General features: G+C 73.0%; 22 protein-coding genes and 1 pseudogene. 10 read left to right on the top strand and 13 right to left on the bottom strand.

From position 1 onward, the window contains the following. Window positions 1-8 precede the first annotated feature (8 nt). A complete protein-coding gene (locus Asi03nite_RS17205) occupies window positions 9-1,475 on the top strand; it encodes a deoxyguanosinetriphosphate triphosphohydrolase family protein (RefSeq protein WP_203680921.1) in 1,467 nt (488 codons plus the stop codon). Here Asi03nite_RS17205 and Asi03nite_RS17200 read toward each other — a convergent pair. The 3 genes and pseudogenes from Asi03nite_RS17200 to Asi03nite_RS17190 form a co-directional block, all read right to left on the bottom strand. Further along, entirely contained in the window at window positions 1,470-2,033 is a 564-nt protein-coding gene (locus Asi03nite_RS17200; protein ID WP_373872127.1) for a TetR/AcrR family transcriptional regulator, read from the bottom strand. The two genes, Asi03nite_RS17205 and Asi03nite_RS17200, sit on opposite strands and share 6 nt — an antisense overlap. Beyond that, window positions 2,030-3,355 (bottom strand): annotated as a pseudogene (locus tag Asi03nite_RS17195) (methyltransferase family protein). The gene Asi03nite_RS17200 and the pseudogene Asi03nite_RS17195 overlap by 4 nt, the downstream one beginning before the upstream one ends. Further along, window positions 3,352-4,242: an SRPBCC family protein gene (locus Asi03nite_RS17190; protein WP_373872126.1), complete on the bottom strand. Its 891-nt coding sequence runs from the start codon at window positions 4,240-4,242 to the stop codon at window positions 3,352-3,354. The pseudogene Asi03nite_RS17195 and the gene Asi03nite_RS17190 overlap by 4 nt, the downstream one beginning before the upstream one ends. Before the next feature lie 174 nt (window positions 4,243-4,416). On the opposite strand from Asi03nite_RS17190, the gene abmR reads away from it, so the two are divergent. The 5 genes from abmR to Asi03nite_RS17165 all read left to right on the top strand — a co-directional run bounded on the left by abmR (window position 4,417) and on the right by Asi03nite_RS17165 (window position 9,103). Next, on the top strand, window positions 4,417-4,971 hold the full coding sequence (abmR, locus tag Asi03nite_RS17185; protein ID WP_203680918.1) for an ATP-binding transcription factor AbmR: 555 nt from the start codon (window positions 4,417-4,419) through the stop codon (window positions 4,969-4,971). Between the two features lie 68 nt (window positions 4,972-5,039). After that, on the top strand, window positions 5,040-5,762 hold the full coding sequence (locus Asi03nite_RS17180) for a HipA family kinase (protein ID WP_203680917.1): 723 nt from the start codon (window positions 5,040-5,042) through the stop codon (window positions 5,760-5,762). After that, window positions 5,759-6,127 carry a DUF3037 domain-containing protein gene (locus Asi03nite_RS17175; protein WP_203680916.1) on the top strand — a complete coding sequence of 123 codons (369 nt, stop codon included), beginning with the start codon at window positions 5,759-5,761 and terminating at the stop codon, window positions 6,125-6,127. Before Asi03nite_RS17180 ends, Asi03nite_RS17175 begins: the two co-directional genes overlap by 4 nt. Window positions 6,128-6,415: 288 nt before the next feature. Continuing rightward, window positions 6,416-7,483, top strand: coding sequence for an ATP-dependent DNA ligase (locus Asi03nite_RS17170; RefSeq protein WP_203680915.1), 1,068 nt, complete (start codon window positions 6,416-6,418; stop codon window positions 7,481-7,483). 57 nt (window positions 7,484-7,540) lie between these two features. Then, window positions 7,541-9,103 carry an alpha/beta hydrolase gene (locus tag Asi03nite_RS17165; RefSeq protein WP_203680913.1) on the top strand — a complete coding sequence of 521 codons (1,563 nt, stop codon included), beginning with the start codon at window positions 7,541-7,543 and terminating at the stop codon, window positions 9,101-9,103. Window positions 9,104-9,110: 7 nt separating this feature from the next. Here Asi03nite_RS17165 and ligD read toward each other — a convergent pair whose 3' ends face one another. From ligD to Asi03nite_RS17150, 3 genes are all read right to left on the bottom strand, one after another. Then, window positions 9,111-10,136 (bottom strand): non-homologous end-joining DNA ligase, encoded by a 1,026-nt coding sequence (gene ligD / locus Asi03nite_RS17160; protein WP_203680911.1) that lies wholly within the window; start codon window positions 10,134-10,136, stop codon window positions 9,111-9,113. Between the two features lie 77 nt (window positions 10,137-10,213). Further along, window positions 10,214-10,720 carry a hypothetical protein gene (locus Asi03nite_RS17155; RefSeq protein ID WP_203680909.1) on the bottom strand — a complete coding sequence of 169 codons (507 nt, stop codon included), beginning with the start codon at window positions 10,718-10,720 and terminating at the stop codon, window positions 10,214-10,216. A 100-nt stretch (window positions 10,721-10,820) separates the two neighbouring features. Continuing rightward, window positions 10,821-11,306, bottom strand: a complete 486-nt coding sequence (locus tag Asi03nite_RS17150) for a hypothetical protein (protein WP_203680907.1) — start codon at window positions 11,304-11,306, stop codon at window positions 10,821-10,823. A gap of 74 nt (window positions 11,307-11,380) precedes the next feature. Between Asi03nite_RS17150 and msrB the strand changes: the two genes are divergently transcribed. Continuing rightward, window positions 11,381-11,785 (top strand): peptide-methionine (R)-S-oxide reductase MsrB, encoded by a 405-nt coding sequence (gene msrB / locus Asi03nite_RS17145; protein ID WP_203680905.1) that lies wholly within the window; start codon window positions 11,381-11,383, stop codon window positions 11,783-11,785. On the opposite strand, the gene Asi03nite_RS17140 is transcribed toward msrB, so the two are convergent. From Asi03nite_RS17140 to Asi03nite_RS17130, 3 genes are all read right to left on the bottom strand, one after another. Beyond that, window positions 11,763-12,242, bottom strand: coding sequence for a dihydrofolate reductase (locus Asi03nite_RS17140; protein ID WP_203680903.1), 480 nt, complete (start codon window positions 12,240-12,242; stop codon window positions 11,763-11,765). The genes msrB and Asi03nite_RS17140 overlap by 23 nt on opposite strands. Further along, window positions 12,239-13,036 (bottom strand): thymidylate synthase, encoded by a 798-nt coding sequence (locus Asi03nite_RS17135; protein ID WP_203680902.1) that lies wholly within the window; start codon window positions 13,034-13,036, stop codon window positions 12,239-12,241. The genes Asi03nite_RS17140 and Asi03nite_RS17135 overlap by 4 nt, the downstream gene beginning before the upstream one ends. A gap of 193 nt (window positions 13,037-13,229) precedes the next feature. After that, window positions 13,230-13,484 carry an isoamylase early set domain-containing protein gene (locus Asi03nite_RS17130; protein WP_203680901.1) on the bottom strand — a complete coding sequence of 85 codons (255 nt, stop codon included), beginning with the start codon at window positions 13,482-13,484 and terminating at the stop codon, window positions 13,230-13,232. A gap of 81 nt (window positions 13,485-13,565) precedes the next feature. Here Asi03nite_RS17130 and Asi03nite_RS17125 point away from each other — a divergent pair, with 81 nt between their 5' ends. Then, the gene (locus tag Asi03nite_RS17125; RefSeq protein ID WP_203680900.1) at window positions 13,566-14,012 is read left to right on the top strand and encodes a GNAT family N-acetyltransferase; all 447 of its coding nucleotides are present in this window, start codon (window positions 13,566-13,568) and stop codon (window positions 14,010-14,012) included. Between the two features lies 1 nt (window position 14,013). Here Asi03nite_RS17125 and hemQ read toward each other — a convergent pair whose 3' ends face one another. The 3 genes from hemQ to hemE all read right to left on the bottom strand — a co-directional run bounded on the left by hemQ (window position 14,014) and on the right by hemE (window position 17,516). Continuing rightward, window positions 14,014-14,718, bottom strand: a complete 705-nt coding sequence (hemQ, locus tag Asi03nite_RS17120; RefSeq protein ID WP_373872125.1) for a hydrogen peroxide-dependent heme synthase — start codon at window positions 14,716-14,718, stop codon at window positions 14,014-14,016. A 41-nt stretch (window positions 14,719-14,759) separates the two neighbouring features. After that, window positions 14,760-16,157: a protoporphyrinogen oxidase gene (hemG, locus tag Asi03nite_RS17115; RefSeq protein ID WP_203680899.1), complete on the bottom strand. Its 1,398-nt coding sequence runs from the start codon at window positions 16,155-16,157 to the stop codon at window positions 14,760-14,762. A gap of 324 nt (window positions 16,158-16,481) precedes the next feature. Beyond that, complete coding sequence (gene hemE, locus Asi03nite_RS17110; RefSeq protein WP_239102742.1) at window positions 16,482-17,516, bottom strand: uroporphyrinogen decarboxylase; 1,035 nt, start codon at window positions 17,514-17,516, stop codon at window positions 16,482-16,484. Between the two features lie 82 nt (window positions 17,517-17,598). On the opposite strand from hemE, the gene Asi03nite_RS17105 reads away from it, so the two are divergent. Beyond that, complete coding sequence (locus Asi03nite_RS17105) at window positions 17,599-18,171, top strand: DUF3000 domain-containing protein (RefSeq protein WP_203680896.1); 573 nt, start codon at window positions 17,599-17,601, stop codon at window positions 18,169-18,171. A 140-nt stretch (window positions 18,172-18,311) separates the two neighbouring features. On the opposite strand, the gene Asi03nite_RS17100 is transcribed toward Asi03nite_RS17105, so the two are convergent. Beyond that, window positions 18,312-19,409 (bottom strand): S1C family serine protease, encoded by a 1,098-nt coding sequence (locus Asi03nite_RS17100; protein ID WP_203680894.1) that lies wholly within the window; start codon window positions 19,407-19,409, stop codon window positions 18,312-18,314. Between the two features lie 145 nt (window positions 19,410-19,554). Here Asi03nite_RS17100 and Asi03nite_RS17095 point away from each other — a divergent pair, with 145 nt between their 5' ends. Then, window positions 19,555-20,850: a ribonuclease D gene (locus Asi03nite_RS17095; protein WP_203680892.1), complete on the top strand. Its 1,296-nt coding sequence runs from the start codon at window positions 19,555-19,557 to the stop codon at window positions 20,848-20,850. Window positions 20,851-20,886 lie beyond the last annotated feature (36 nt).

Below are 20,886 nucleotides of genomic sequence, written 5' to 3'. Positions count from 1 at the left end.
CCCGGGGCATGGACGATCCCCGCGCCGCCCGGCTCTTCGGCGACAGCACTGTCGCCCCTGGTGACCTAGCTCTCAGCCCGTTCCGGGTGGACCGCGACCGGATCGTCAGCTCGCCCTTCTTCGCCCGTCTCGCCGGGGTCACCCAGGTGATCAGCCCCGGCGGGGCCGGGCTGCTGGTGCACAACCGGCTCACGCACAGCCTCAAGGTGGCGCAGGTGGCCCGGGCGATCGCCGAGCGGATCCGGGCCGGCCAGCCGGATCTCGCGGAGAAGCTGGGCGGCTGCGACCCGGACGTGGTGGAGGCCGCCGCGCTCGCCCACGACCTGGGGCATCCGCCGTTCGGGCACCTGGGCGAGCGGGTGCTGGACCGGCTGGCCCGGCAGCGGCTGGGGCTGCGCGACGGGTTCGAGGGCAACGCCCAGTCCTACCGGATCGTGACCAGCACCGAGGTGCGCGGTCAGACCACGATCGGGCTGAACCTGACAGCCGCCACCCGCGCGGCGATCCTGAAGTACCCGTGGACCCGGCACGGCCACCCGGACCCGCATCCGCGCTTCATGGAGCCGCCGCCGCGCGGGGCCGCCGCCCATCCGGACGACCCGGACGCCGGCTCGGCGAAGTTCGGGGCCTACTCCACCGAGATCAACGACGTCCGGGCGGCGCGCGCGCCGTTCGCCGGGCGGGTCGCCGACTGGCAGCAGACCGTCGAGGCCTCGGTGATGGACACGGCGGACGACATCGCGTACGCGATCCATGATCTTGAAGATGTGCACCGGGTCGGCGTCCTGCAGCAGGGCGCCGTGGCCAGCGAGTTGATGGCCTGGCAGCGCTGGGGCGCGGCGAGCGACCCGAAGCGGGCCGGCGGCGCGATCGAGTCGCTGCGCCGCAGCCTGCACCGCAAGGAGGGGTGGATCGCCGACGACGACGCGTTCGCCGACGCGGTCGAGCTGGTCCGCGCGGAGCTGGTGGACGGTCTGCTGGCGCAGCCGTTCGACGGGTCGGTGGCGGCCGAGGCGCGGGTCGCGGCGTTCTCGGCGACCTGGACGCGGCGGCTGGTCGACTCGGTGGGGCTGACCGAACAGGCGGCGATCCGCAGCGGTCACGTGCAGCTTGCCGTGGCGCAGTGGCACGAGGTGCAGATCCTCAAGTTCGTGCAGAACCGGTTCGTGCTGGCGCGGCCGGACCTGGCCCTGCACCAGCGCGGCCAGGGGCGGCTGCTGACCACGCTGGTGGAGGCGCTGCTGGGCTGGCTGACCGATCCGGACGAGGAGGACCGGCTGCCGCGGCGGCTGCGCGACCTGGTGGAGCTGGCCGAGGTGGAACTGCCCGGGGACACCCCGGAGCGGCTGAGCCGGGCGCGCGGGCGGGCGGTGATCGACTTCGTGGCGGGGCTCACCGACGGGCAGGCGGTCGGGCTGATGGACGCGCTGTCCGGGCGCTCGCGGCAGCTGTGGACGGACGCGTTCGTACTATAGGCGTTTTTTGATCTTGGAACGCAGCACGCGGGTGGCCAGTGGGCCCAGCTCGTCCATCACCTCGACCAGCACCGCGAGCTGGTCGATCGCCTCCATCGACCGGCGCCCGCCGGCCGCGTCGACGCCCTCGAACAGCTCCAGCCCGACGAACGCCGCCGAGATCGCCTGGGCCAGTCCCGGCACGTCGGCGACCTCGGCGATCGGCGAGCCGGTCAGCACCCGGCGCAACACCGTCTCGATCTCGCCGGTCCAGAGCGCGAAGGTGGCCCGGATCGGCTCGGCCAGACGCTCGTTGCTCTGCGCCGCGGCGAGCATCTGCGCCAGCACCGAGACGTTGCCCTGGGCCAGCTCGGCGGCGTGCAGGGTCCGGCCCACCTGGAGCAGCTCGCGCAACGAGGTCACCGCGGCGAACCGGTCCGCGTAGTGGGCCACCCGCTGCTCGGTCGCCTGCCGGCAGGCCGCGCCGAGCAGGTCGTCGACCGAGCCGAAGTGGTAGAAGACCAGCGCCTGGTTGACCCCGGCCGCGGCGGCGATGGTCCGCGCCGAGGTCCCGCTCACGCCGTGCTCGCGCACCGCGGCGAGGGCGCCGTCGAGGAGCCGCTGCTTGGTGTCCGGCTTCTTCTGATCAATCATCTGGCTCCTCCGGCGGGGTGCGGCGGGGCGATCTGGGCGTCGGCGATCAGTTGCGCCAGGCGGTTGAACACCGGGAGATTCAAGAGCCAGCCGAGGTACGCCCATTCCAGGCTGACGTGATCGAACGCGGACGCCACGGCTGCCACGCCGGACGCCGAGTAGCCGTCCGCGGCCGAGTAGCGGGCGCGCCACAGCGTGGTCGGGTGAGTCGCGGCGGGCACGAGGTCCAACCGTACGGGCGAGCGCCCCGCCACGAGGTCCCGGGTCGCCGCGCACGGCCCGCAGTCGTCGTCCAGCCAGATCCGGGCCGGCTCGATCCCCTCGAACGGCCTGCGCCGCGGCCACCAGTCGCGCACCCGGCGGCGGTATTCCAGCCAGCCGTCCCCGTGCCGGCGCCGCAGGTCGTCGTGCTCGTGCGGGGCGGCGACACCGGCCGAGAAGGCCACCGCGCCGAGCGCCGCGGCGGCCAGCACCGGGCTCCGCGTGCCGGCGGCCAGCAGCACGAGGACGGCGACCATGCTCAGCTGCATGGGATTGGCGACATAGGCGTACGGCCCGGTGGTCACCAGCCGCACCGGCGGATCCCAGGGGAACGGCGTGCCGCCGCCGCGCACCGCGAACTCCCGGACCGCCGCCACCGCCGGCACCCCGAGCACCGCGGCGACCTGGACGAACCCGGCAAGCACCGGACCGGGCAGGCCGAGCAGGCGATCCCAGCCGCCGCTCCCGCCGAGCGTGAAGACCAGGGTCGGCAGCAGCCAGAGGATCAGGCCGGAGAACAGGATCATCTGGAGTACGACCCGGGCGTACAGGCGCCGCCCGGTCCCGGTCCACCGGCCGAGCAGCTGCGCCGGCAGCGCCACGACGGCCAGCCCGAGCAGCTCCCCGTGCAGCCAGTGGTGGCCGAGCCGGACCAGCGGGTCGAGCGCCGGCATCGCGATCAGGTCGATCCAGAGCAGCAGGGCGAGCGCGGCCGGCAGCGGCAGCCTGCGGTGCAGCAGAACCGGCAGTGGTCCCCACAGCACCGCCCAGCCCAGCCACAGGTCCACCGGCAGGCCCCGGAAAGCGCCGTCCACCGCGGCGAACGAGTACCACCCGGACTGGATCTCGGTGAGCCCCGCGACGCCGAGCGCGGCCGCCAGGAACGACAGGGCCGCGCCGGTGCGGGCCCGGCGGCCGGTCCCCACCGCCGCGCCGAGCATCGCCGCCACCGGGAACAGCAGGGAGAGATACCTGGCGGCGGTCATCGCAGGGCCAGCATGTCCAGCAGATGATCGGCGCCGGCGTGCATGAAGCGGTCCTGGAGCGGCCCGAAGTACCAGCTCGGGTCGAGCCCCCGCCGGTAGTCGATCCGCAGCCGCACGGCTGTCCCGCCGGCCACGGTGTGCCAGCTCAGCGTGGCGTCGCGCATGCCGACCCAGCGGTTGGTGATCGAGGTGTCCTCGACCACCGCCCAGGTGATGCTGCGCGGGGTGGCGTCGCGGACCTCGGTGACGATGTCGCCGCCCGGTCCGTGCGAGCCGCCGTGGTAGACGAACGTCCAGCGGTCGCCGGGCCGCAGCCCGTCCCCGTGCACGTGCACGGGCATCGGCACGTCGAGCAGCCGCAGCGCGAGCGAGCGGGCGGCGGTCGGCTGCGGGCCGGCCTCCAGGATCACGGCCACCCGCTCCGCGGGCACCGCGATGGTGCGGGTGACCTCGACCGACTGGTCCGGGTGCACCCGCCAGCCGGCGTTCGTGCCCTCCACGCCGCCGGCCAGCAGCAGGGGCAGCGGCAGCAGGGCGAGGGTGCGCCGGCCGCCGCGCCTGGCGGCCTGCGCCGCCGCGGTCGCCGCATGGGCCACCAGGTAGACCAGTGGCGCGGCCAGCAGCACGCAGATGGCGCCCTCGTGCAACCAGACCGCGGACAGCAGCAGCGCGATCGTGGTGATCCGGAAGACCTTGCCGTGCGGGCTCCGGCCCGGCGTCAGGGCCAGCGCCACGGCGAGCGCGACCGGGAACGCCACGAAGAGCAGGGCGCTGTCGGCACGGCCCGAGCGCACCGTGACGACGAAGCACACCACTCCGGAGAGCCCGATCAGCGCGGCCAGCCACAGGTTCGCCGGCCGGATCCGTCTTTCCCGTTCCATCCGCATGCGGAGACACCTCACCCCTGGTCGTCAGCGGCCGCTCCCCGTTTTTGAGCGACCGCTCAAACCGAAGGCTAGACGGAATTGAGCGACTGCTCAAGTCGACGCCTCCCCTCGGGTTGGCGGCCTGAGCCATTGCGGTGTAATCATGTAATCAGTGCAAAGAACGAGGAGGCCGTTATGCGATTCCGCCCTGCCCCACCCGGCGCCCGGACCGAGCCGCCACCCGCCGACGACGCCGCCGCCTGGGTGACCGGCGCGGTGCCGGACGGGTGGTTCGTCGAGCCGCCCGAGGTGGTCACCGACCGCGACGAGATCATCGTCTGGGGCCGCCTGCCCGAGCCGGATCTGCCGGCCGAGGCCACCGACGCCGACCGCGCCGCCGCCCACAGCGGCCGGGTCACCCAGTTCCGGGAGAACACCCGCGACGACCGGATCCTCATCGCCCGCCAGGTCGAGCACCGCTACCAGCGCAAGGTGGCCTGGGGCGCCCGCTGCGGCGACACCTCGGAGCTGTTCACGCATCTGGCCGCCCCGGTGATGACCCGGCTCCGCCAGCCCGAGCGGCAGGTGCTCGACACGCTGGTGGACGCCGGGGTGGCCCGCTCCCGGTCGGACGCGCTGGCCTGGTGCGTGCGCCTGGTCGGGCAGCACACGCAGGAGTGGCTGGCCGATCTGCGCTCGGCGATGACGAAGGTCGACGAGCTGCGCCGCCAGGGGCCGGATGCCCGGTGACCCCCGGCGCCGGCCCGGCCCCGGGGCTTGTCCCGCGCGGTCGGCGGGGCGCGCCCTAGGGTGGTCGCGTGCTGCGTGAGATCACCGCCATTCGTTATGTCACCCCCCTGCGGGAGGGCGGCTCGCTGCCCGGCGTCGTCGAGGCCGACGACCTCGGGACGTACGTGGTGAAGTTCCGCGGCGCCGGGCAGGGCCCGAAGGCGCTGGTCGCCGAGGTGATCGCCGGGGAGTTGGCGCGCCGGCTCGGGCTGCCGGTGCCGGAGCTGGCCCGGGTCGAGCTGGACCCGGTGGTGGCGCGCGCCGAGCCCGACGAGGAGGTGCAGGAGCTGATCAAGGCCAGCGCCGGCGGCAACCTCGGGATGGACTTCCTGCCCGGCGCGCTCGGCTACGACCCGAACGCGCACCCCGTCGACGCCGGGCTGGCCAGCCGGGTGCTGGCGTTCGACGCCTTCGTGGAGAACGTGGACCGCAGCTGGCGCAACCCGAACCTGCTGATCTGGCACGGCGGCCTGTGGCTCATCGACCACGGCGCCACGCTCTACTTCCACCACAACTGGGCGCGCGCCGGGAGCGTCGTGCACCGGCCGTACCGGTGGGACGACCACGTGCTCAGGCCGTACGCCACCCAGCTCGCCGCCGAGGGCCCGGCGCTGGCCGCCCGGATCACGCCCGAGCTGATCGGCGAGGCGGTCGCGCTGGTCCCGGAGGACTGGCTGGACGACGGCGGGCGGGACGCCTATCTCGACCACCTCGCCCGCCGGGCCGCGAAGCCGGAGGCGTGGCTGCCATGAGGGTCCCCTACGAGTACGCCGTCATCCAGGCCGTGCCCCGGATCGAGCGCGGTGAGCTGATCAACGTCGGGGTGCTGCTCTACTCGCAGCGGCACGACTTCCTGGCCGCCCGCACCCACCTGGACGAGTCCCGGCTGCTCTGCCTGGACCCGGGCGCCGACGTGGCGGCGATCCGGTCCGCGCTCGACTCCTGGGAGACGACCTGCACGGGCGGCGGCGCATCCGCCGGGATGAAGCTCGGCGAGCGGTTCCGCTGGCTGGTCGCCCCGCGCAGCACCGTGCTGCGGGCCGGCCCGGTCCACATGGGGCTGGCCGCGGACCCGGCCGCCGAGTTGGAGCGGCTCGTCGGGCTACTGGTCCGTTAGGTCCACCACGGAGCGCACGCCCCGTGGGCAGGCGCAGACGACCGCCGGTCCCGGGTGCGGGCGCGGGTCGGAGAACCGGCTCTGTCACGTCCAGTCCATGAGACGTCCCGGACCGGCTCGACCCCGCCGGAGAAGGGCACGCACACCTTGATCGAGAGGCCGGCGAGCCGGGCGAACTCCCCGATGGACAGCCAGTCGGGCCGGGTTCTCATGGCGTCGATGGTGGACTCCGCCCCAGGGGCCGAGTAAAGGGCATCACGGCGCCGGGTTTCGCGGCAGACTGAGCGGATGCAGCTGCCGTTCCAGCACCCGGTCAAGCCGATGCTCGCCAAACCCGTCGCGGAGATCCCCCCGGGGCAGATCTACGAGCCCAAGTGGGACGGATTCCGGTCGATCATCTTCCGGGACGGCGACGAGGTGGAGATCGGCAGCCGGAACGAGAAGCCGATGACCCGGTACTTCCCCGAGGTGGTGCGGGCGGTGCTGGCCAATTTCCCGGAGCGGGCGGTGATCGACGGCGAGGTGATCGTCGCCGACACCGGGCGCAACACCCTCGACTTCGAGGCCCTGCAGCAGCGCATCCATCCCGCGGCCAGCCGCGTCACGCTGCTCTCCGAGCGGACCCCGGCCGGCTTCGTCGCGTTCGACCTGCTGGCGCTCGGCGACGAGGATCTCACCGAGCTGCCCTTCGAGCAGCGGCGCGAGCGCCTGCTACAGGCCCTGGACAAGGCGCGGGCGCCGGTGTATGTCACTCCGGCCACCGACGACCTGGCCACCGCGCGGAGGTGGTTCGAGCAGTTCGAGGGCGCCGGGCTGGACGGCCTGATCGCCAAGGGGCGGGATCTGACGTACCAGCCGGACAAGCGGGTGATGTTCAAGATCAAGCACAAGCGCACCGCGGACTGCGTGGTGGCCGGGTACCGGGTGCACAAGTCCGCGGAGAACCGGATCGGGTCGCTGCTGCTCGGCCTCTACGACGAGCGGGACGTGCTGGTCTCGGTCGGGGTGATCGGCTCGTTCCCGATGAAGGTGCGCGAGGAGCTGTTCGAGCAGTTGCAGCCGCTGGTCACCGAGCTCGAGGGCCACCCGTGGGACTGGGCCGCGCACCTGCAGGGCGAGCGCACCCCGCGCAAGAACGAGGTGAGCCGCTGGAACAGCGGCAAGGACCTGTCCTTCACCCCGCTGCGGCCGGAACGGGTGGTCGAGGTGCGCTACGACTACATGGAGGGCCTCCGGTTCCGGCACACCGCCCAGTTCGAGCGCTGGCGGCCCGACCGCGAGCCGCGGACCTGCACGTACGAGCAGTTGGAGCGCCCGGTCAGCTTCGACCTGGCGCAGGTGCTCACCAGCCGCTGAGCGAGGCGTGCGGGGGGACAGGCTAGCCTGGGTGGCCTGCCGTCGAAAGGTCGCGCCGTGCCCCGTCGATCGCGTTCGGTCACCGCTCTGCTGGCCGTGCTGCTCACCGCCCTCGGGGGCTGCACGCTGCCCGCGTTCGCGCCGGAGGGCTCGGCCGAGCCGGTCGGCGGTGTCCCGACCGTCGCCTCGACCGCCGGCGCCGCCGCCCACTGGTCTCCGTGCCCGGACGTGCCGGAGAAGCTGATCGGCCGGGGCGCCGCCGGGATGAGCTACGACTGCGCCACGGTGGCGGTCCCCCGGGACTGGGCGCAACCGGACAACGGCCAGACGTACGACGTCGCGATGATCCGCGTCCGCTCCACGTCGCAGAAGAACCGGATCGGCTCGCTGCTGGTCAACCCGGGCGGCCCGGGCGGCTCCGGCGTCGACATCGCCGTCTACCTCTCGTTCGGCCAGGCGATGGGCGGCCTGCCGGCCGAGATCACCGACCGCTTCGACATCGTCGGCTTCGACCCGCGCGGGGTGAGCCGCTCCAGCCCGATCAAGTGCATCAGCGACAGCGACCAGGACGCCAGTTTCGGGGCCGACCCCGATCCGGTCAGCCAGGCCTCGTTCGACCAGCTCACCGCGCTGAACAAGAAGATCGCCGACGGCTGCGGCCGGAAGTACGGCGACCAGCTGCCGAACTTCTCCACCGAGCAGGCCGCCCGGGACATGGACGCGCTGCGCACCGCTGTCGGCGACAGCAAGCTGACCTACCTGGGCTTCTCCTACGGCACGCTGCTCGGCGCGACCTATGCGCAGCTGTTCCCGCAGAATGTGCGGGCCCTGGTGCTGGACGGCGCGGTCGACCCCACGGAGAACTACGTGGAGAGCTCGGAGACCCAGGCCAAGGGCTTCGAGCGGGCGTTCGGCAACTTCACCGCCTGGTGCAAGGCGAACCCGGCCAAGTGCCCGGTCGCGGCCGACCCGCGGGGCGCGATCACCGGCGCGCTGGCGAAGGCGGAGAAGTCCCCGGTTCCGCTCCGGGACGGGCGCAAGGCCACCCCGGGCTGGATCTTCCTGGGGCTGATCTCGTCGCTCTACACCGAGTCCGGCTGGACCAGCCTGGCCAAGGCGACCGCCGATCTGGCCCGCGGGGACGCCAAGGGCATCATGGAGCTCGCCGATCAGTACGCCGAGCGCGAGCAGAACGGGACGTACTCCAACCTGTTCGACGCCAACCTCGCGGTGAACTGCGCGGACACCGACGACGCGCCGACCGCCGACCGGGTCCGCGAGTTGCAGGGCCAGTGGCGGGTGAAGTACCCGATGTTCGGGGCGCCGCTGGCGACCGGGATGCTGCCGTGCACGTACTGGCCGGGCAAGCCCGACCCGTACCCGGCCGGGAAGGCGAACGGCGCCCCGCCGATCCTGGTGGTGGGCACGACCGGGGACCCGGCCACGCCGTACGAGAACACCGCGCGCCTGGCCGGCATGCTGGGCACCGGGCACGTGCTGACCTGGGAGGGCGAGGGCCACACGGCGTACCCGTCGACCGAGTGCGTCACCCGGGCCGTCGACGGCTACCTGATCGATCTGAAGGTGCCGGCGGAGGGCCTGCGCTGCCCGGCGAAGTGAGCGGCTCCTAGGACTCCCAGTTCGCCCGGTTCATCTTGCTGGGCTGCACGCGCGGAGGCTCGCCGGGCATCTTCGGGTGATCCGGCGGGTAGGGCAGGTCGCCCAGGCCGGCCCTCTCGTCCCGCTCGACCCACTCCAGCAGTGGCGTAAGGTCGTGCGCCAGGTCGTCGATCCCGGCGTGCGGGTCGCCGCGCTCGGCGATCCGCTTCGGCACCGTCCGCAGGTCGAAGTCGTCCGGCTCGACCTGCGGCAGCTCGTCCCAGGTGACCGGGGTGGAGACGGTGGCCCGCCGGTTGGCGCGCAACGAGTACGCGCAGGCGATGGTCCGGTCCCGGGCCATCTGGTTGAAGTCGAGGAACACCTTCTGCCCGCGCTCCTCCTTCCACCAGGCGGTGGTGATGCCTGCCGGGTTGCGCCGCTCCACCTCCCGGGCCAGCGCGATCGCGGCCCGGCGCACCCGCACGAAGTCCCACCGCGGCGCGATCCGGACGTAGACGTGCACGCCCCGGCCGCCGGAGGTCTTCGGATAGCCCACCCAGCCCAGCTCGTCGAGCACCTCGCGGACCACGCCGGCGGCCGCTGTCACGTCGCCGAAGCCGAGGCCCGGCTGCGGATCCAGGTCGATGCGCAGCTCGTCGGGGTGGTCCGGCGCGGAGCCGCGGACCGGCCACGGGTGGAACACCACGGTGCCCATCTGGGCGGCCCATGCCACGTGGGCGAGGTCGGCGACGCAGAGCTCGTCCGCCGTACGGCCGCTCGGGAATGTGATCTTCGCGGTGGTGATCCAGTCGGGGACGCCCCGGGTCGGTATGCGTTTCTGGAAGAACGCCTCACCGTCCAGGCCGTCGGGGAACCGCTGCAGCGTGGTGGGCCGGTCGCGCAGGGCGCGCAGGATGCCGTCGCCAGCGGCCAGGTAGTACTCGAAGACGTCCCGCTTGGTATAGCCGCGCTCGGCGAAGACGAGCTTGTCGGGGCTGCTCAGGCGCACGGTGTGACCGGCGATCAGGTGTTCCTCGGCGGCGGCTCTCGGCATGCCCCCGACCCTATGCCAAAGCTGGAGGGTCACCCGAAAAACTCGGGCGACCCTCGCAAATCGGACACATGACGCGATCAGGCGGTCTTCCGGCGGCGGGTGTACCAGAGTGCGCCCGCGCCACCGGCGACCAGCACCGCCCCGACCGCCACGGTGGCGCCGACCGGCCCGCCGGTCAGCGGCAGGCGCTCGTTCGAGACGCCGCCGGGCTGCGGCACGGACGCCGAGCTGACCCGGCCCGGAACGCTCTTCGCCCCGCCGGTGACGGTCGGGGACCCCGCCGGGCTGATCGAGCCGTAACCGGCGTTCCCGCGGGCGCCGCCGACGGTGCCCGGGGTCTCGGTGACCGGCGCGGCACCCGCCGGTGGAGCCGTGGTGGCCGGCGCGGTGGTGGCCGGCGTCGCCGGAGCGGCGCCTCCGGGGCCGTAACCGGCGTGGCCCCGGTCCGGGCTGGCCATCACGACCGGATGGCCGGCCCGGACCGGATCGGTCGCCCCGAGGACCGGCGACGAGACGGCGAGAGCGGCGAAAGCGGCTGCGCCGGCCACGGGAAGACCCACGGCCAGCCGACGAGCAAGACTCATGAGGAGTATCCGTTCTGTTGCTGTTAGGTACGATTGCATGGTCGCACGGGAGCTTAGCGGGGATTGCCCGTTTTACCCGAAAGGCACTCTCGGCGCGTCTTCAACTCGGAAGACCACCGAATCGGTGACTGCGCCATAAATGCGACAAAGCAAACACTTTGAGCTCGAACTGCGGATCCGCGGCGAAGAGCCCCCCGCTGTACGGCGCGTTCAACTGCACGCTGGCCCCGGAGTCCAGGTAGACCGAGACCACGTTGCGCCGCCCCCGGCGCTCGGCGCGCAGGTCCACCACCCGGTTCCAGGGCACCTCGCCCTCGCCGAGCAACGACGACGTGCGGATCTCGCGGCTGCCGACCTGGACCCCGGTCCGCCGCCCCGACATGATCCCCAGCGCGATCCCGAGCAGCAGCGGCGCCAGCACCAGCACCGCCCACGACCATCCCGGCGGGCTCGACGGCCCGGGCCAGAACATGGTCGCGATCACCCCCGTCGTGACACTCGCCACCGCGCTCAGCGCGCCGAGATACAGGCCGTGGCCGAAAGCTTGCTGGAAGGTCGGCCGGAACGTCGGAGATGCAGCTTCCATAGACGGCTCAACGGCCCGCCCACGCGTGTCGCCGCACGTCCGGTGCGACGGGAGGCCGACGTACCGTTGACGGCATGGCGATCGAAGAGACCACGCTGCCCACCACCGAGGACGAGTGGCGGGTCCGGCTCGACCCGGCCGAGTTCCGGGTGCTTCGCGAGGCCGGCACCGAGGCCCCCTGGAGCGGGGAGTATGTGAACACCAAGACCGAGGGGATGTACCACTGCCGTGGCTGCGGCGCGGAGCTCTACCCCAGCTCCACCAAGTTCGACTCGCACTGCGGGTGGCCCTCGTTCGACGACGCCATCCCCGGCGCGGTCAAGGAGATCGAGGACCGCAGCCACGGCATGGTGCGCGTCGAGATCCGCTGCGCGCGCTGCGACGGGCACCTGGGCCACGTGTTCCGGGGTGAGGGTTTCACCGCCAAGAACACGCGGCACTGCGTGAACAGCCTGTCTATCCGCCTCGACCCGAAGTGACCAGGTCCTCGACGAGGTAACGGACACCGTTCGGCGCGGTCGTCCACCCGGTGGAGGCGGCCACCTTCCACTCCGGACCCAGTTCCGGGGCGTAGGTGTCGCCCTCCACCGCAAGGTCGATGGTCGTCCGCACGATGTGGTCGGCCAGCGGCAGGAAGTCCGCATAGATCGACGCGCCACCCATCACCCAGAAATCGTCTTCGACGATCTGATCACGATGGTGTACGACGTGAGCGCCGTCCGCGTTCCACGACCGGTCCCGGGTGAGCACCACGTTGCGCCGCCCGGGCAGCGGCCGGCGGGGCAGCGAGTCCCAGGTGACGCGGCCCATCACCACTGTGGCGCCCATCGTCCGCTCCTTGAAGACCGCCTGTTCGCCCGGGACGTGCCAGGGGATACCGCCCCCGGCGCCGATCACCCGGTGACGGGCCTCCGCCCAGATCAGGTGCACGCTCACACCGCCACCGGCGCCTTGATCGCCGGGTGGTGGCGGTAGCCGACGACCTCGAAGTCGGCGTACTCGTGGTCGAACAGGCTCGGCCGCGGCGCGATCCGCAGCGACGGGAACGGGTAGGGCTCGCGGCCGAGCTGCTCCTGGACCTGATCGACGTGGTTGTCGTAGATGTGGCAGTCGCCACCCACCCAGATGAAGTCGCCCGGGGCCAGCCCCACCTGGTCGGCGATCATCCGGGTGAGCAGGGCGTAGGACGCGATGTTGAACGGGACGCCGAGGAACAGGTCGGCGCTGCGCTGGTAGAGCTGGCAGGAGAGCCGGCCGTCGGCGACGTAGAACTGGAACATCGCGTGGCACGGCATCAGCGCCATCTCGTCGAGGTCGCCGACGTTCCAGGCGGAGACCACCATGCGCCGCGAGTCCGGATTCCTCCGGAGCGTGTCCAGGACCCCGGAGAGCTGGTCGATGCCGCCGTTCCGGCCGGGCCAGGAGCGCCACTGGTAGCCGTAGACCGGACCCAGCTCACCGTCCGGGCCGGCCCACTCGTCCCAGATCGTCACGCCCTGGTCCCGCAGCCAGCGCACGTTGGTGTCCCCGCGCAGGAACCAGAGCAGCTCGACGGCGATCGACTTGAAGTGCACGCGCTTCGTGGTGATCAGCGGGAAACCCGCGGACAGGTCGTAGCGCAGGCGCTCGCCGAAGAGGCTGCGGGTGCCGGTCCCGGTGCGGTCGCTCTTCGGCGTGCCGGTCTCCAGCACCCGCCGGAGCAGTTCCTCGTATTGCGTGTCGACGGCCATGGGCCCTTTCTATCAGGCCTTCAGCTTGCCGCCGATGGCGACGATCCGGCGCGCCAACCGCTTCGCCATCGCGTGCACGGTGCCGGTCGCCGAGTAGTAGACGATCGCCAGCTTGACGTCTGCCACGATTCCCCCTCCGGGACGCCTGAACCGCAGATTCGAACAGATCCCCCGGAACCGGTCGCCGAAACGCTTATAGGTGCAGTTCGCTGCCGTCCGGATCGTCGAACCAGACGCCGCCGGTGGCCAGGTAGCGGAACCGGTACTCCCCCGGTTCCAGCGGGACGCTCACGGTCCGGGTGCCGTTGCGGCGCACCTGCAGCTCGTGCTTGCCGGGCTGCCAGTCGTTGAAGGTGCCGACGACGCTGACCACCCCGAACGGCTCGTCCGCCGGCAGGGAGAAGGTCACCCGGGTCTTGTTGCCGAACAGCTTGCTGCGTTTGATCATGCGTCCTCCACAGGCAGTAGCCACATCACTACTACGCGGGACCGGGGGGAACGGCGACGACGCGCCGCATACGCTGGCCCGATGCATCCCGAACCGCACGACGAACTGCGCGTGTCATCGTTCCGCGACCTCCCCGCCGCGACGCTCTACGACATCCTCCGGCTACGGAGCGACGTGTTCGTGGTCGAGCAGGAATGCGCCTATCCCGACCTGGACGGCCGCGACACCGAACCCGGCACCCGACACCTATGGTTCTCCCGGGACCGGGAGATCCGGGCCTATCTGCGGATTCTCGATGACCACGGGATGGAACGGATCGGCCGGGTGGTGACCGCGAGGGCGGCCCGGGGCGCCGGGCTGGCCGGCCGGCTGATGGAGCACGCGCTGGAAATCGTCGGTCACCGGCCGAGCGTGCTGGACGCCCAGTCGTACCTGGTGAAGTTCTACATGCGGTACGGATTCGAGCCGTCCGGGCCGGAGTACGTGGAGGACGGCATCCCCCACGTACCCATGGCCCGGCGGGTCTAGATCACGGCAGGCTGGCGGCGATCTCCGCGATCGACCGGCGCCGCCCGGTGTAGAACGGCACCTCCTCGCGGACGTGCCGGCGCGCCCGGGAGGCCCGCAGGTCCCGCATCAGGTCGACGATCCGGTGCAGCACGTCCGCCTCGAAGGCGAGCATCCACTCGTAGTCGCCGAGCGCGAACGACGCGACCGTGTTGGCCCGCACGTCCGGGTACCCGCGGGCCTGCCGGCCGTGCTCGGCGAGCATGTCCCGGCGCTCCTCGTCGGGCAGCAGGTACCACTCGTAGGAGCGGACGAACGGGTAGACGCAGATGTACGGCCGCGCCTCCTCCCCGGCCAGGAACGCCGGCAGGTGACTCTTGTTGAACTCGGCCGGCCGGTGCAGGGCCATCTGCGACCAGACCGGGGTCAGGTGCCGGCCCAGCGCGGTCCGCCGGAACAGCGAGTACGCCTCCTGCAGGTTGTCCGAGTCGGCCGAGTGCCACCAGATCATCACGTCCGCGTCGGCGCGCAGGCCGGAGACGTCGTACGTGCCGCGGACCGTCACATCCTTCGCCGCCAGCTGCTCGAAGAGGCCGTCGACCTCACCGGCCAGCTCGTCACGCAGCGCCGGCAGCGGGGTGGACGCCCGGAAGACCGACCACATCGTGTACCGGATGGTGGCGTTCAGCTCGTTGATCCGAGCCGCGTTGGTCTGCTGCTCACTCACAGTCGTGTGCCTTCCTTTGCATGCTCCCCGGACGCTGCCGCTCACGCGTCCAGATAACTGTTCACATCGTCCGCCGCGCGTTCACCGCTGGCCACACAGACCGGGATGCCGACGCCGTCCAGGGCGGCGCCGGCCACCGCCAGGCCCGGCGGCAGCGCCGCCCGGGCCGCCAGCGCCCGGTCCGGGTGGCCCGGCGCGTACTGCGGCAGGCCACCGCCCCAGCGCTGGATCCACGACGCGGCCGGCGCCGGCAGCCGTGTGCCGGCCAGCTCGCCCAGCTCCCGGTGCGCGATCTCGAGCAACGCCTCGTCGCTGGGGTGCAGGCGCTCCTGTTCACCCGCCCGGCCCAGCGAGGCCCGCACGATCACCGGGCCGTCCGCACCGGTCAGGTGCGGCCATTTACGGGTGAAGAAGGTGGCCGCCTTGACCAGTGTGCCCTCGCCCGGCGGGACCAGGAAACCGGACAGTTCGGGCAGTTCGGTGCCGGCTGGCAGCGCCATCCCGGCCAGGGCGACGCTCGCGTACTCCAGCGCGCCGATCAGCCGCGCGGCCTCCGGCGCGGCCCCGGCCAGCAGCCGGGCCGCCGGCTTCGCCGGCACGGCCAGGATCACGGCGTCGACGTCCTCGGTCCGCGGATCGGGCGCCGGCCCCAGCACCAGCTGCCAGCGATCGCCGGTACGGACCAGCTCGCGCACCGGCAGCCCGAGGCCGATCCGCGCCCGGGCGGCGGTCGCGGCCGCCTCGACCAGGCGGCTCATCCCGCCGGCCACGGCCGCGAAGACCGGCTGCCCCGGGGTGCGCCGGCTCAGCGCCTGCGCCGCCCGGACCGCGCCGCGCAGCGTGTGCTCGGTCTCCGCCGTGCGGGCCAGCTGCGGCATCGTGGCGCGCAGCGACAGCTGGTCGGCGCGGCCCGCGTAGACCCCGCCGAGCATCGGGTCGACCAGCCGGTCCACCACCTGCGCGCCGTACCGCGAGCGGACCAGCTCGCCGACCGCGACGTCCTGGCCCGGGGCGAGCAACGGCTGCCCGGTGTCGGCGTCCGAGTCCGCGTCCGGGACGGCCACGCCGTCCAGCGCGGACAGGTCGCCGGGGACGCCGACCAGAGTGCCGGCCGGGATGCGGGCCAGCTTCCCGCCGATCGCCAGGGCGGCCGGCTGGGGGGCCGGGTGCACCAGCGCGTCGCCGAGGCCGAGCCGGCGGGCGAACCGCACGGCCGCGGACTCGCCGCCGCCGGGAGCGCCGTTCAGGAAGGACTCGGCGCCCCGCTCGACCGGGACGCCGGCCAGCTCGCCGGTGCGCAGTTTGCCGCCGAGGGCGCCGCTCTGCTCGTACACGACGATCTCGGTGTCCGCGGGCGTCACATCCCGCAGGCGGACGGCGGCCGCCAGCCCGGCGATGCCGCCGCCGATGATCGCGATCCGCTTCCGCACGCTCTCCACCCTCCCAGCCCGCCCCGATCCGCAACGCCCGGGGTCCACCCCTGTGACCGCCACCCCGGCGGCAGCCCGCGCGGCAGTCCTCGGGCCGCACACCTCTCACGCCCGGCCCGCGCGGGCCACTGGCCCTCAGGGGCGCCCCAAGGCCGTCGACACACCCTCCGGTCGGCGGCTGCCGGCTGGCCGTCACGGATGGCTCAAGGCCGTCGAGAGGCCCCTCGGTGCCAGCCGGCCGCCGCCGGCTGGACGCGAGCGGTGTCCAGTGCCGTCGAGATGCCGCTGGGCGGACCGCCCGGGGAAAGCCGGGCGGGACAGGGACGAAGGTCCCTACCGGGCGGTGATCTCGTGCACCAGCGCGACGAGCCGGGTGAGGATGTCCGGGTCCGTCTCCGGCATCACGCCGTGACCGAGATTGAACACGTGACCGGAGGCTGCCCGGCCCTGTGCCAGCACCCGCCGGGCCTCCCGCTCCACCACGTCCCAGCCGGCGAACAGGATCGCCGGGTCCAGATTGCCCTGCACCGCGCGGTCCGGGCCGACCCGCTTCGCCGCCACGTCCAGCGGAGTACGCCAATCGACGCCGACCACGTCCGCGCCGGCCTCGCCCATCGCCTCCAGAAGCACCGCGGTGCCGACGCCGAAGTGGATCCGCGGCACGCCGGCGCCGGCCAGCCCGCGCAGCACGCTCGCCGAGTGCGGCATGACGAACTCACGGTAGTCCGCCTCGGAGAGGGCACCCGCCCACGAGTCGAACAGCTGCACCGCGCTGACACCCGCGTCGACCTGCGTCGTCAGGAACGTCAGCGTGATGTCGGCGAGCCGGCCGAGCAGGGCGTGCCACAGCGCCGGCTCGGCGTACATCATCGCCTTGGTCTTCAGGTAGGTCCGTGAAGGACCGCCCTCGATCAGATAGCTGGCCAGCGTGAACGGCGCACCGGCGAAACCGATCAGCGGCGTCGCGCCCAGCTCGGCCACCAGCAGCCGCACCGCCTCGGCGACGAAGTCCACGTCCGCCGTGGTGATCGGCCGCAGCCGCTCCAGGTCACCGGCGGAGCGGACCGGGTCGGCGACGACCGGGCCGGTGCCGGCCACGATGTCCAGATCGATGCCGGCCGCCGCGATCGGCACCACGATGTCGCTGAACAGGATCGCCGCGTCGACGTTGTGCCGGCGCACCGGCTGCAGGGTGATCTCGGTGACCAGGTCGGGCCGGCGGCACGACTCCAGCATCCCGGTCCTCTCCCGGATCTTGCGGTATTCCGGCAGCGAGCGCCCGGCCTGCCGCATGAACCAGACCGGCGTGTGCGGGCCGGGCAGGCCGCGGCACGCGCGGACGAACGGGGAATCCTCGAGAACGGTCACCGGCTCATGGTGCCACGTGAGTGAAGAAGCCCCGGCGGCGCGGCGAAGGCTGCCGGGGCGTAGATCGGCATACTCTTCCACCATGGCGTCCCCCTCCGCTGTTCCCGAGGCGTTCACCCGTGCGGTGGCCGCGTTGCGCGCGGACTCGCCACGGCCGGAGATCCTGCTCGAGGAGATCGCCGCGCCGCAGCGGCTCGCGCCGTACTCGTTCGCGCTCAGCGCCACCGTCCTGCGCGCCGGGGACGAGGTGGCCAGCGGCCGGCTCATCCTGCTGCACGACCCGGCCGGCCACGACGCCTGGCGCGGCGAGATGCGGCTGGTCACCCTGGTGACCGCGGAACTGGAGCCGGATCTGGCCACCGACCCGTTGCTCCCGGCGGTCGCCTGGACCTGGCTGACCGACGCCCTCGACCAGCACACGGCCGCGTACACCGCGATCGGCGGCACGGTCACCCAGACCGCGTCGACCCGCTTCGGCGAGCTGGCCGGCCCGGCTCCGACGGCCGACCTGGAGGTCCGGGCCTCCTGGACGCCGCTCTCCGACGACTTCGCCGCCCACCTGCGGGGCTGGTGCGCGATGCTGGCCTCCACGGCCGGCCTGCCCCCGCCCGGCGTGGCCTCCCTCACCGACCGCCACCGGGCCCCCGCCACCTGACCCGGCTCGCGGTTCCCGGCGGGCCGCGAGGGGTGACCGCGCGGCGACGACTCGGACGCCGACTGGTCCGCGGTTCCCGGCGGGCCGCGAGGGGTGTCGACGGCACGAGGCGAGCCCGGGCCACCAGCGGCCCGCAGCGGTCAGCAGACGTTCTTGAAGGTGGCGCAGGCGGTCGCGATCGGGATGCCCAGGCCGATGCCCTCGGCGTCGCGGGCCTTGGCGGTGGCCAGGGCGACCACCTGCTTGCCGGTGTTGACCACCGGGCCGCCGGAGTTGCCGGGGTTGATCGGCGCGTCGAACTGGATGGTCGGCCCGTCGGCGTCGTCCTGGCGGAAGGCGCTGATCACACCCTGGGTGACGGTGTCGTCGAGGCCGAGCGGGTTGCCCAGAACGACCACCGGCTGGCCCGGCTTGACCGTGCCGGCGGCGACCGCGAGCGGCTTGATCTCCTTCTTGGCGGTGAGCAGCGCCAGGTCCTTGGCCTTGTCGACCTTGACGATCGTGGCGTTGATCCGGGTGGCGCCCTGTTCCAGGGTGACCCCGCGGTTGCCGGCGTTGAACACCGACTCGACGACGTGGAAGTTCGTCAGCAGGTTGGCGGTGCCGTCCTTGGCCTTGGCGCCGACCGAGAACGCGGTGCCGGTGAAGTCGCCGGCGCGCACCCGGAAGACGCTGGGCAGCGCGGACGAGGAGATGCCCTCCGGGTCGAAGACGTTGGTGAGCGCCTTCTCCAGTTCGGCGCTGCGGTTCTGCTCGGTGGAGACCGCGGTGGCCAGGTCGTTGCTGCTCTGGATCACGGTTTCGATGCGGTACGCCTGCCAGCCGGTCACCGCGAGCAGCACCGCCACCAGGCCGATGACCATCGGCTTGGTGCGGGCGGGACGCCTCTCGCGGAGCGGGGCCAGGCCCGGCCCCGGACCCGGGCCGTGCTGAACCGGCGCCGGGGCGGCGTATCCGTAGTCCGGCTCGGGCTGGTCGGACCAGCGCGGGGCGGCCGGCTCGGGCTGGCCGGACCAGCGCGGGACGGCCGGCTCCGGCTGCGCCCAGGAAGGCTGCTGGGCCGCCCACGGGTCCTCGGGCCGGCGGTGACCGTCGTCGTACCGGGTGTCGTAGCGGTCGTCCCGGGTGTCGTAGCGGTCGTCCCGCGAGCCGTAACGCTCGTCCTGTCGCGAGGCGTAGCGGTCCCGGCGCGGCTCCGGGGAACCGGCTGGGGTGAAGGGCTCGTAGGTGGCGGTCATCCGCACGGCCTCCCGGGTTGTTCGGCGTGGCACCCGGGTATACGGAGCGGGACGCTCAATGGTTGAACCGAGAAGTCGATCGAGAAATCGGCGCGCCGGGACCCGGCTGCGCGCGCCATGGGGAAGACCCCCGTACGGTTACGGAGTGACCGACGAAACACCCCTGCGCCGTCGGGACACGCCAGAGCCAGCAGGGGACGGACCGCACGACGTGCCGCCCGACCCGAGTTCTGGCGGTCCCGAGGCTGTTCCCCTCACGGCGCCCCGCGACGGCACCCCCGCCCCGGTGGAGAGCACCGGCGAACTCGCCGAGGTCGTGGCCCGGATGGCCGCGGGCTCCGGCCCGGTCGCCGTCGACGCGGAGCGCGCGTCCGGCTACCGCTACACCCAGCGGGCGTACCTGGTGCAGTTGCGCCGGGCCGGCGCCGGCACCGTGCTGATCGACCCGCTGCCGCTGGACGATCTGCGCACCCTGGACACCGCGCTGGCCGACACCGAGTGGGTGCTGCACGCCGCCAGCCAGGACCTGCCCTGCCTGGCCGAGCTCGGGATGAGGCCGCGCCGGCTGTTCGACACCGAGCTGGCCGCGCGGCTGGCCGGGTTCGAGCGGGTCGGCCTGGCCGCGCTCACCGAACACCTGCTCGGCTTCTCCCTGGAGAAACACCACTCGGCGGCGGACTGGTCGACCCGGCCGCTGCCGGAGTCCTGGCTGACCTATGCCGCCCTGGACGTGGAGCTGCTCACCGACCTGCGCGACATCCTCGCCGCCGAGCTGGACCGGCAGGGCAAGGCCGGCTGGGCGGCCGAGGAGTTCGCCGCGCTGGTGGCCGGCGCGGACCGGCCGCCCCGGGTCCGCCCCGACCCGTGGCGCCGTACCTCCGGCATCCACCGGGTGCGCGGGGCGCGCGCCCAGGCCCGGGTGCGCGCGCTGTGGTACGCGCGGGACGGCGTCGCCGCCCGCCGGGACTCGGCGCCCGGCCGGGTGCTGCCGGACTCGGCGATCGTGGCCGCGGCCGAGGCCGATCCGAAGGACGAGCGCACGCTGCTCACCATCCCCGGCTTCGGTGGCCGCTCGGTGCGCCGGCTCGCGAAGATCTGGCTGGACGCGCTGGACCAGGCGCGGGCGCTGCCGGACGACGCGCTGCCGGTGAACCAGCCGGTGGAGGGCCCGCCCCCGCCGCACCGCTGGGCCGAGCGCGACCCGATGGCCGCCGCCCGGCTGGCCCGCTGCCGGCAGGTGGTGGTGGGCACCGCGGAGACGCACCGGCTGCCCCCGGAGAACCTGATCAGCCCGGACTACATCCGCCGGCTGGCCTGGTCGCCGCCGGACGAGGTGAGCGCGCAGACGGTGAGCGACACGCTGCGCGGGTTCGGGGCGCGCAACTGGCAGGTCGGCCTGATCGCCAACCAGCTCGCGGCGGTGCTTCCGGCGACTTTGTGAACTTTCCCGAGGGGATGGCAGCCTCTAGTTACCGGC

Origin of the sequence: Actinoplanes siamensis (genome assembly GCF_016862395.1) — a bacterium.
GTDB classification, from domain to species: Bacteria; Actinomycetota; Actinomycetes; order Mycobacteriales; family Micromonosporaceae; genus Actinoplanes; species Actinoplanes siamensis.
The sequence above is the reverse complement of the archived record's forward strand: the minus strand, read 5'-3'. Positions and strand labels throughout refer to the sequence as shown.

Bases quoted from the DNA above. Each gene is read 5' to 3' on its own strand.
- Asi03nite_RS17100 (WP_203680894.1), bottom strand. From the start codon at position 19,409: ATGACCGCCACCTACGAGCCCTTCACCCCAGCCGGTTCCCCGGAGCCG.
- msrB (WP_203680905.1), top strand. From the start codon at position 11,381: ATGGCGATCGAAGAGACCACGCTGCCCACCACCGAGGACGAGTGGCGG.
- ligD (WP_203680911.1), bottom strand. From the start codon at position 10,136: ATGCCGAGAGCCGCCGCCGAGGAACACCTGATCGCCGGTCACACCGTG.
- Asi03nite_RS17130 (WP_203680901.1), bottom strand. From the start codon at position 13,484: ATGATCAAACGCAGCAAGCTGTTCGGCAACAAGACCCGGGTGACCTTC.
- Asi03nite_RS17170 (WP_203680915.1), top strand. From the start codon at position 6,416: ATGCAGCTGCCGTTCCAGCACCCGGTCAAGCCGATGCTCGCCAAACCC.
- Asi03nite_RS17190 (WP_373872126.1), bottom strand. From the start codon at position 4,242: ATGCGGATGGAACGGGAAAGACGGATCCGGCCGGCGAACCTGTGGCTG.
- abmR (WP_203680918.1), top strand. From the start codon at position 4,417: ATGCGATTCCGCCCTGCCCCACCCGGCGCCCGGACCGAGCCGCCACCC.
- Asi03nite_RS17135 (WP_203680902.1), bottom strand. From the start codon at position 13,036: ATGGCCGTCGACACGCAATACGAGGAACTGCTCCGGCGGGTGCTGGAG.
- Asi03nite_RS17125 (WP_203680900.1), top strand. From the start codon at position 13,566: ATGCATCCCGAACCGCACGACGAACTGCGCGTGTCATCGTTCCGCGAC.
- Asi03nite_RS17175 (WP_203680916.1), top strand. From the start codon at position 5,759: ATGAGGGTCCCCTACGAGTACGCCGTCATCCAGGCCGTGCCCCGGATC.
- Asi03nite_RS17155 (WP_203680909.1), bottom strand. From the start codon at position 10,720: ATGAGTCTTGCTCGTCGGCTGGCCGTGGGTCTTCCCGTGGCCGGCGCA.
- Asi03nite_RS17205 (WP_203680921.1), top strand. From the start codon at position 9: ATGGACGATCCCCGCGCCGCCCGGCTCTTCGGCGACAGCACTGTCGCC.
- Asi03nite_RS17150 (WP_203680907.1), bottom strand. From the start codon at position 11,306: ATGGAAGCTGCATCTCCGACGTTCCGGCCGACCTTCCAGCAAGCTTTC.
- Asi03nite_RS17105 (WP_203680896.1), top strand. From the start codon at position 17,599: ATGGCGTCCCCCTCCGCTGTTCCCGAGGCGTTCACCCGTGCGGTGGCC.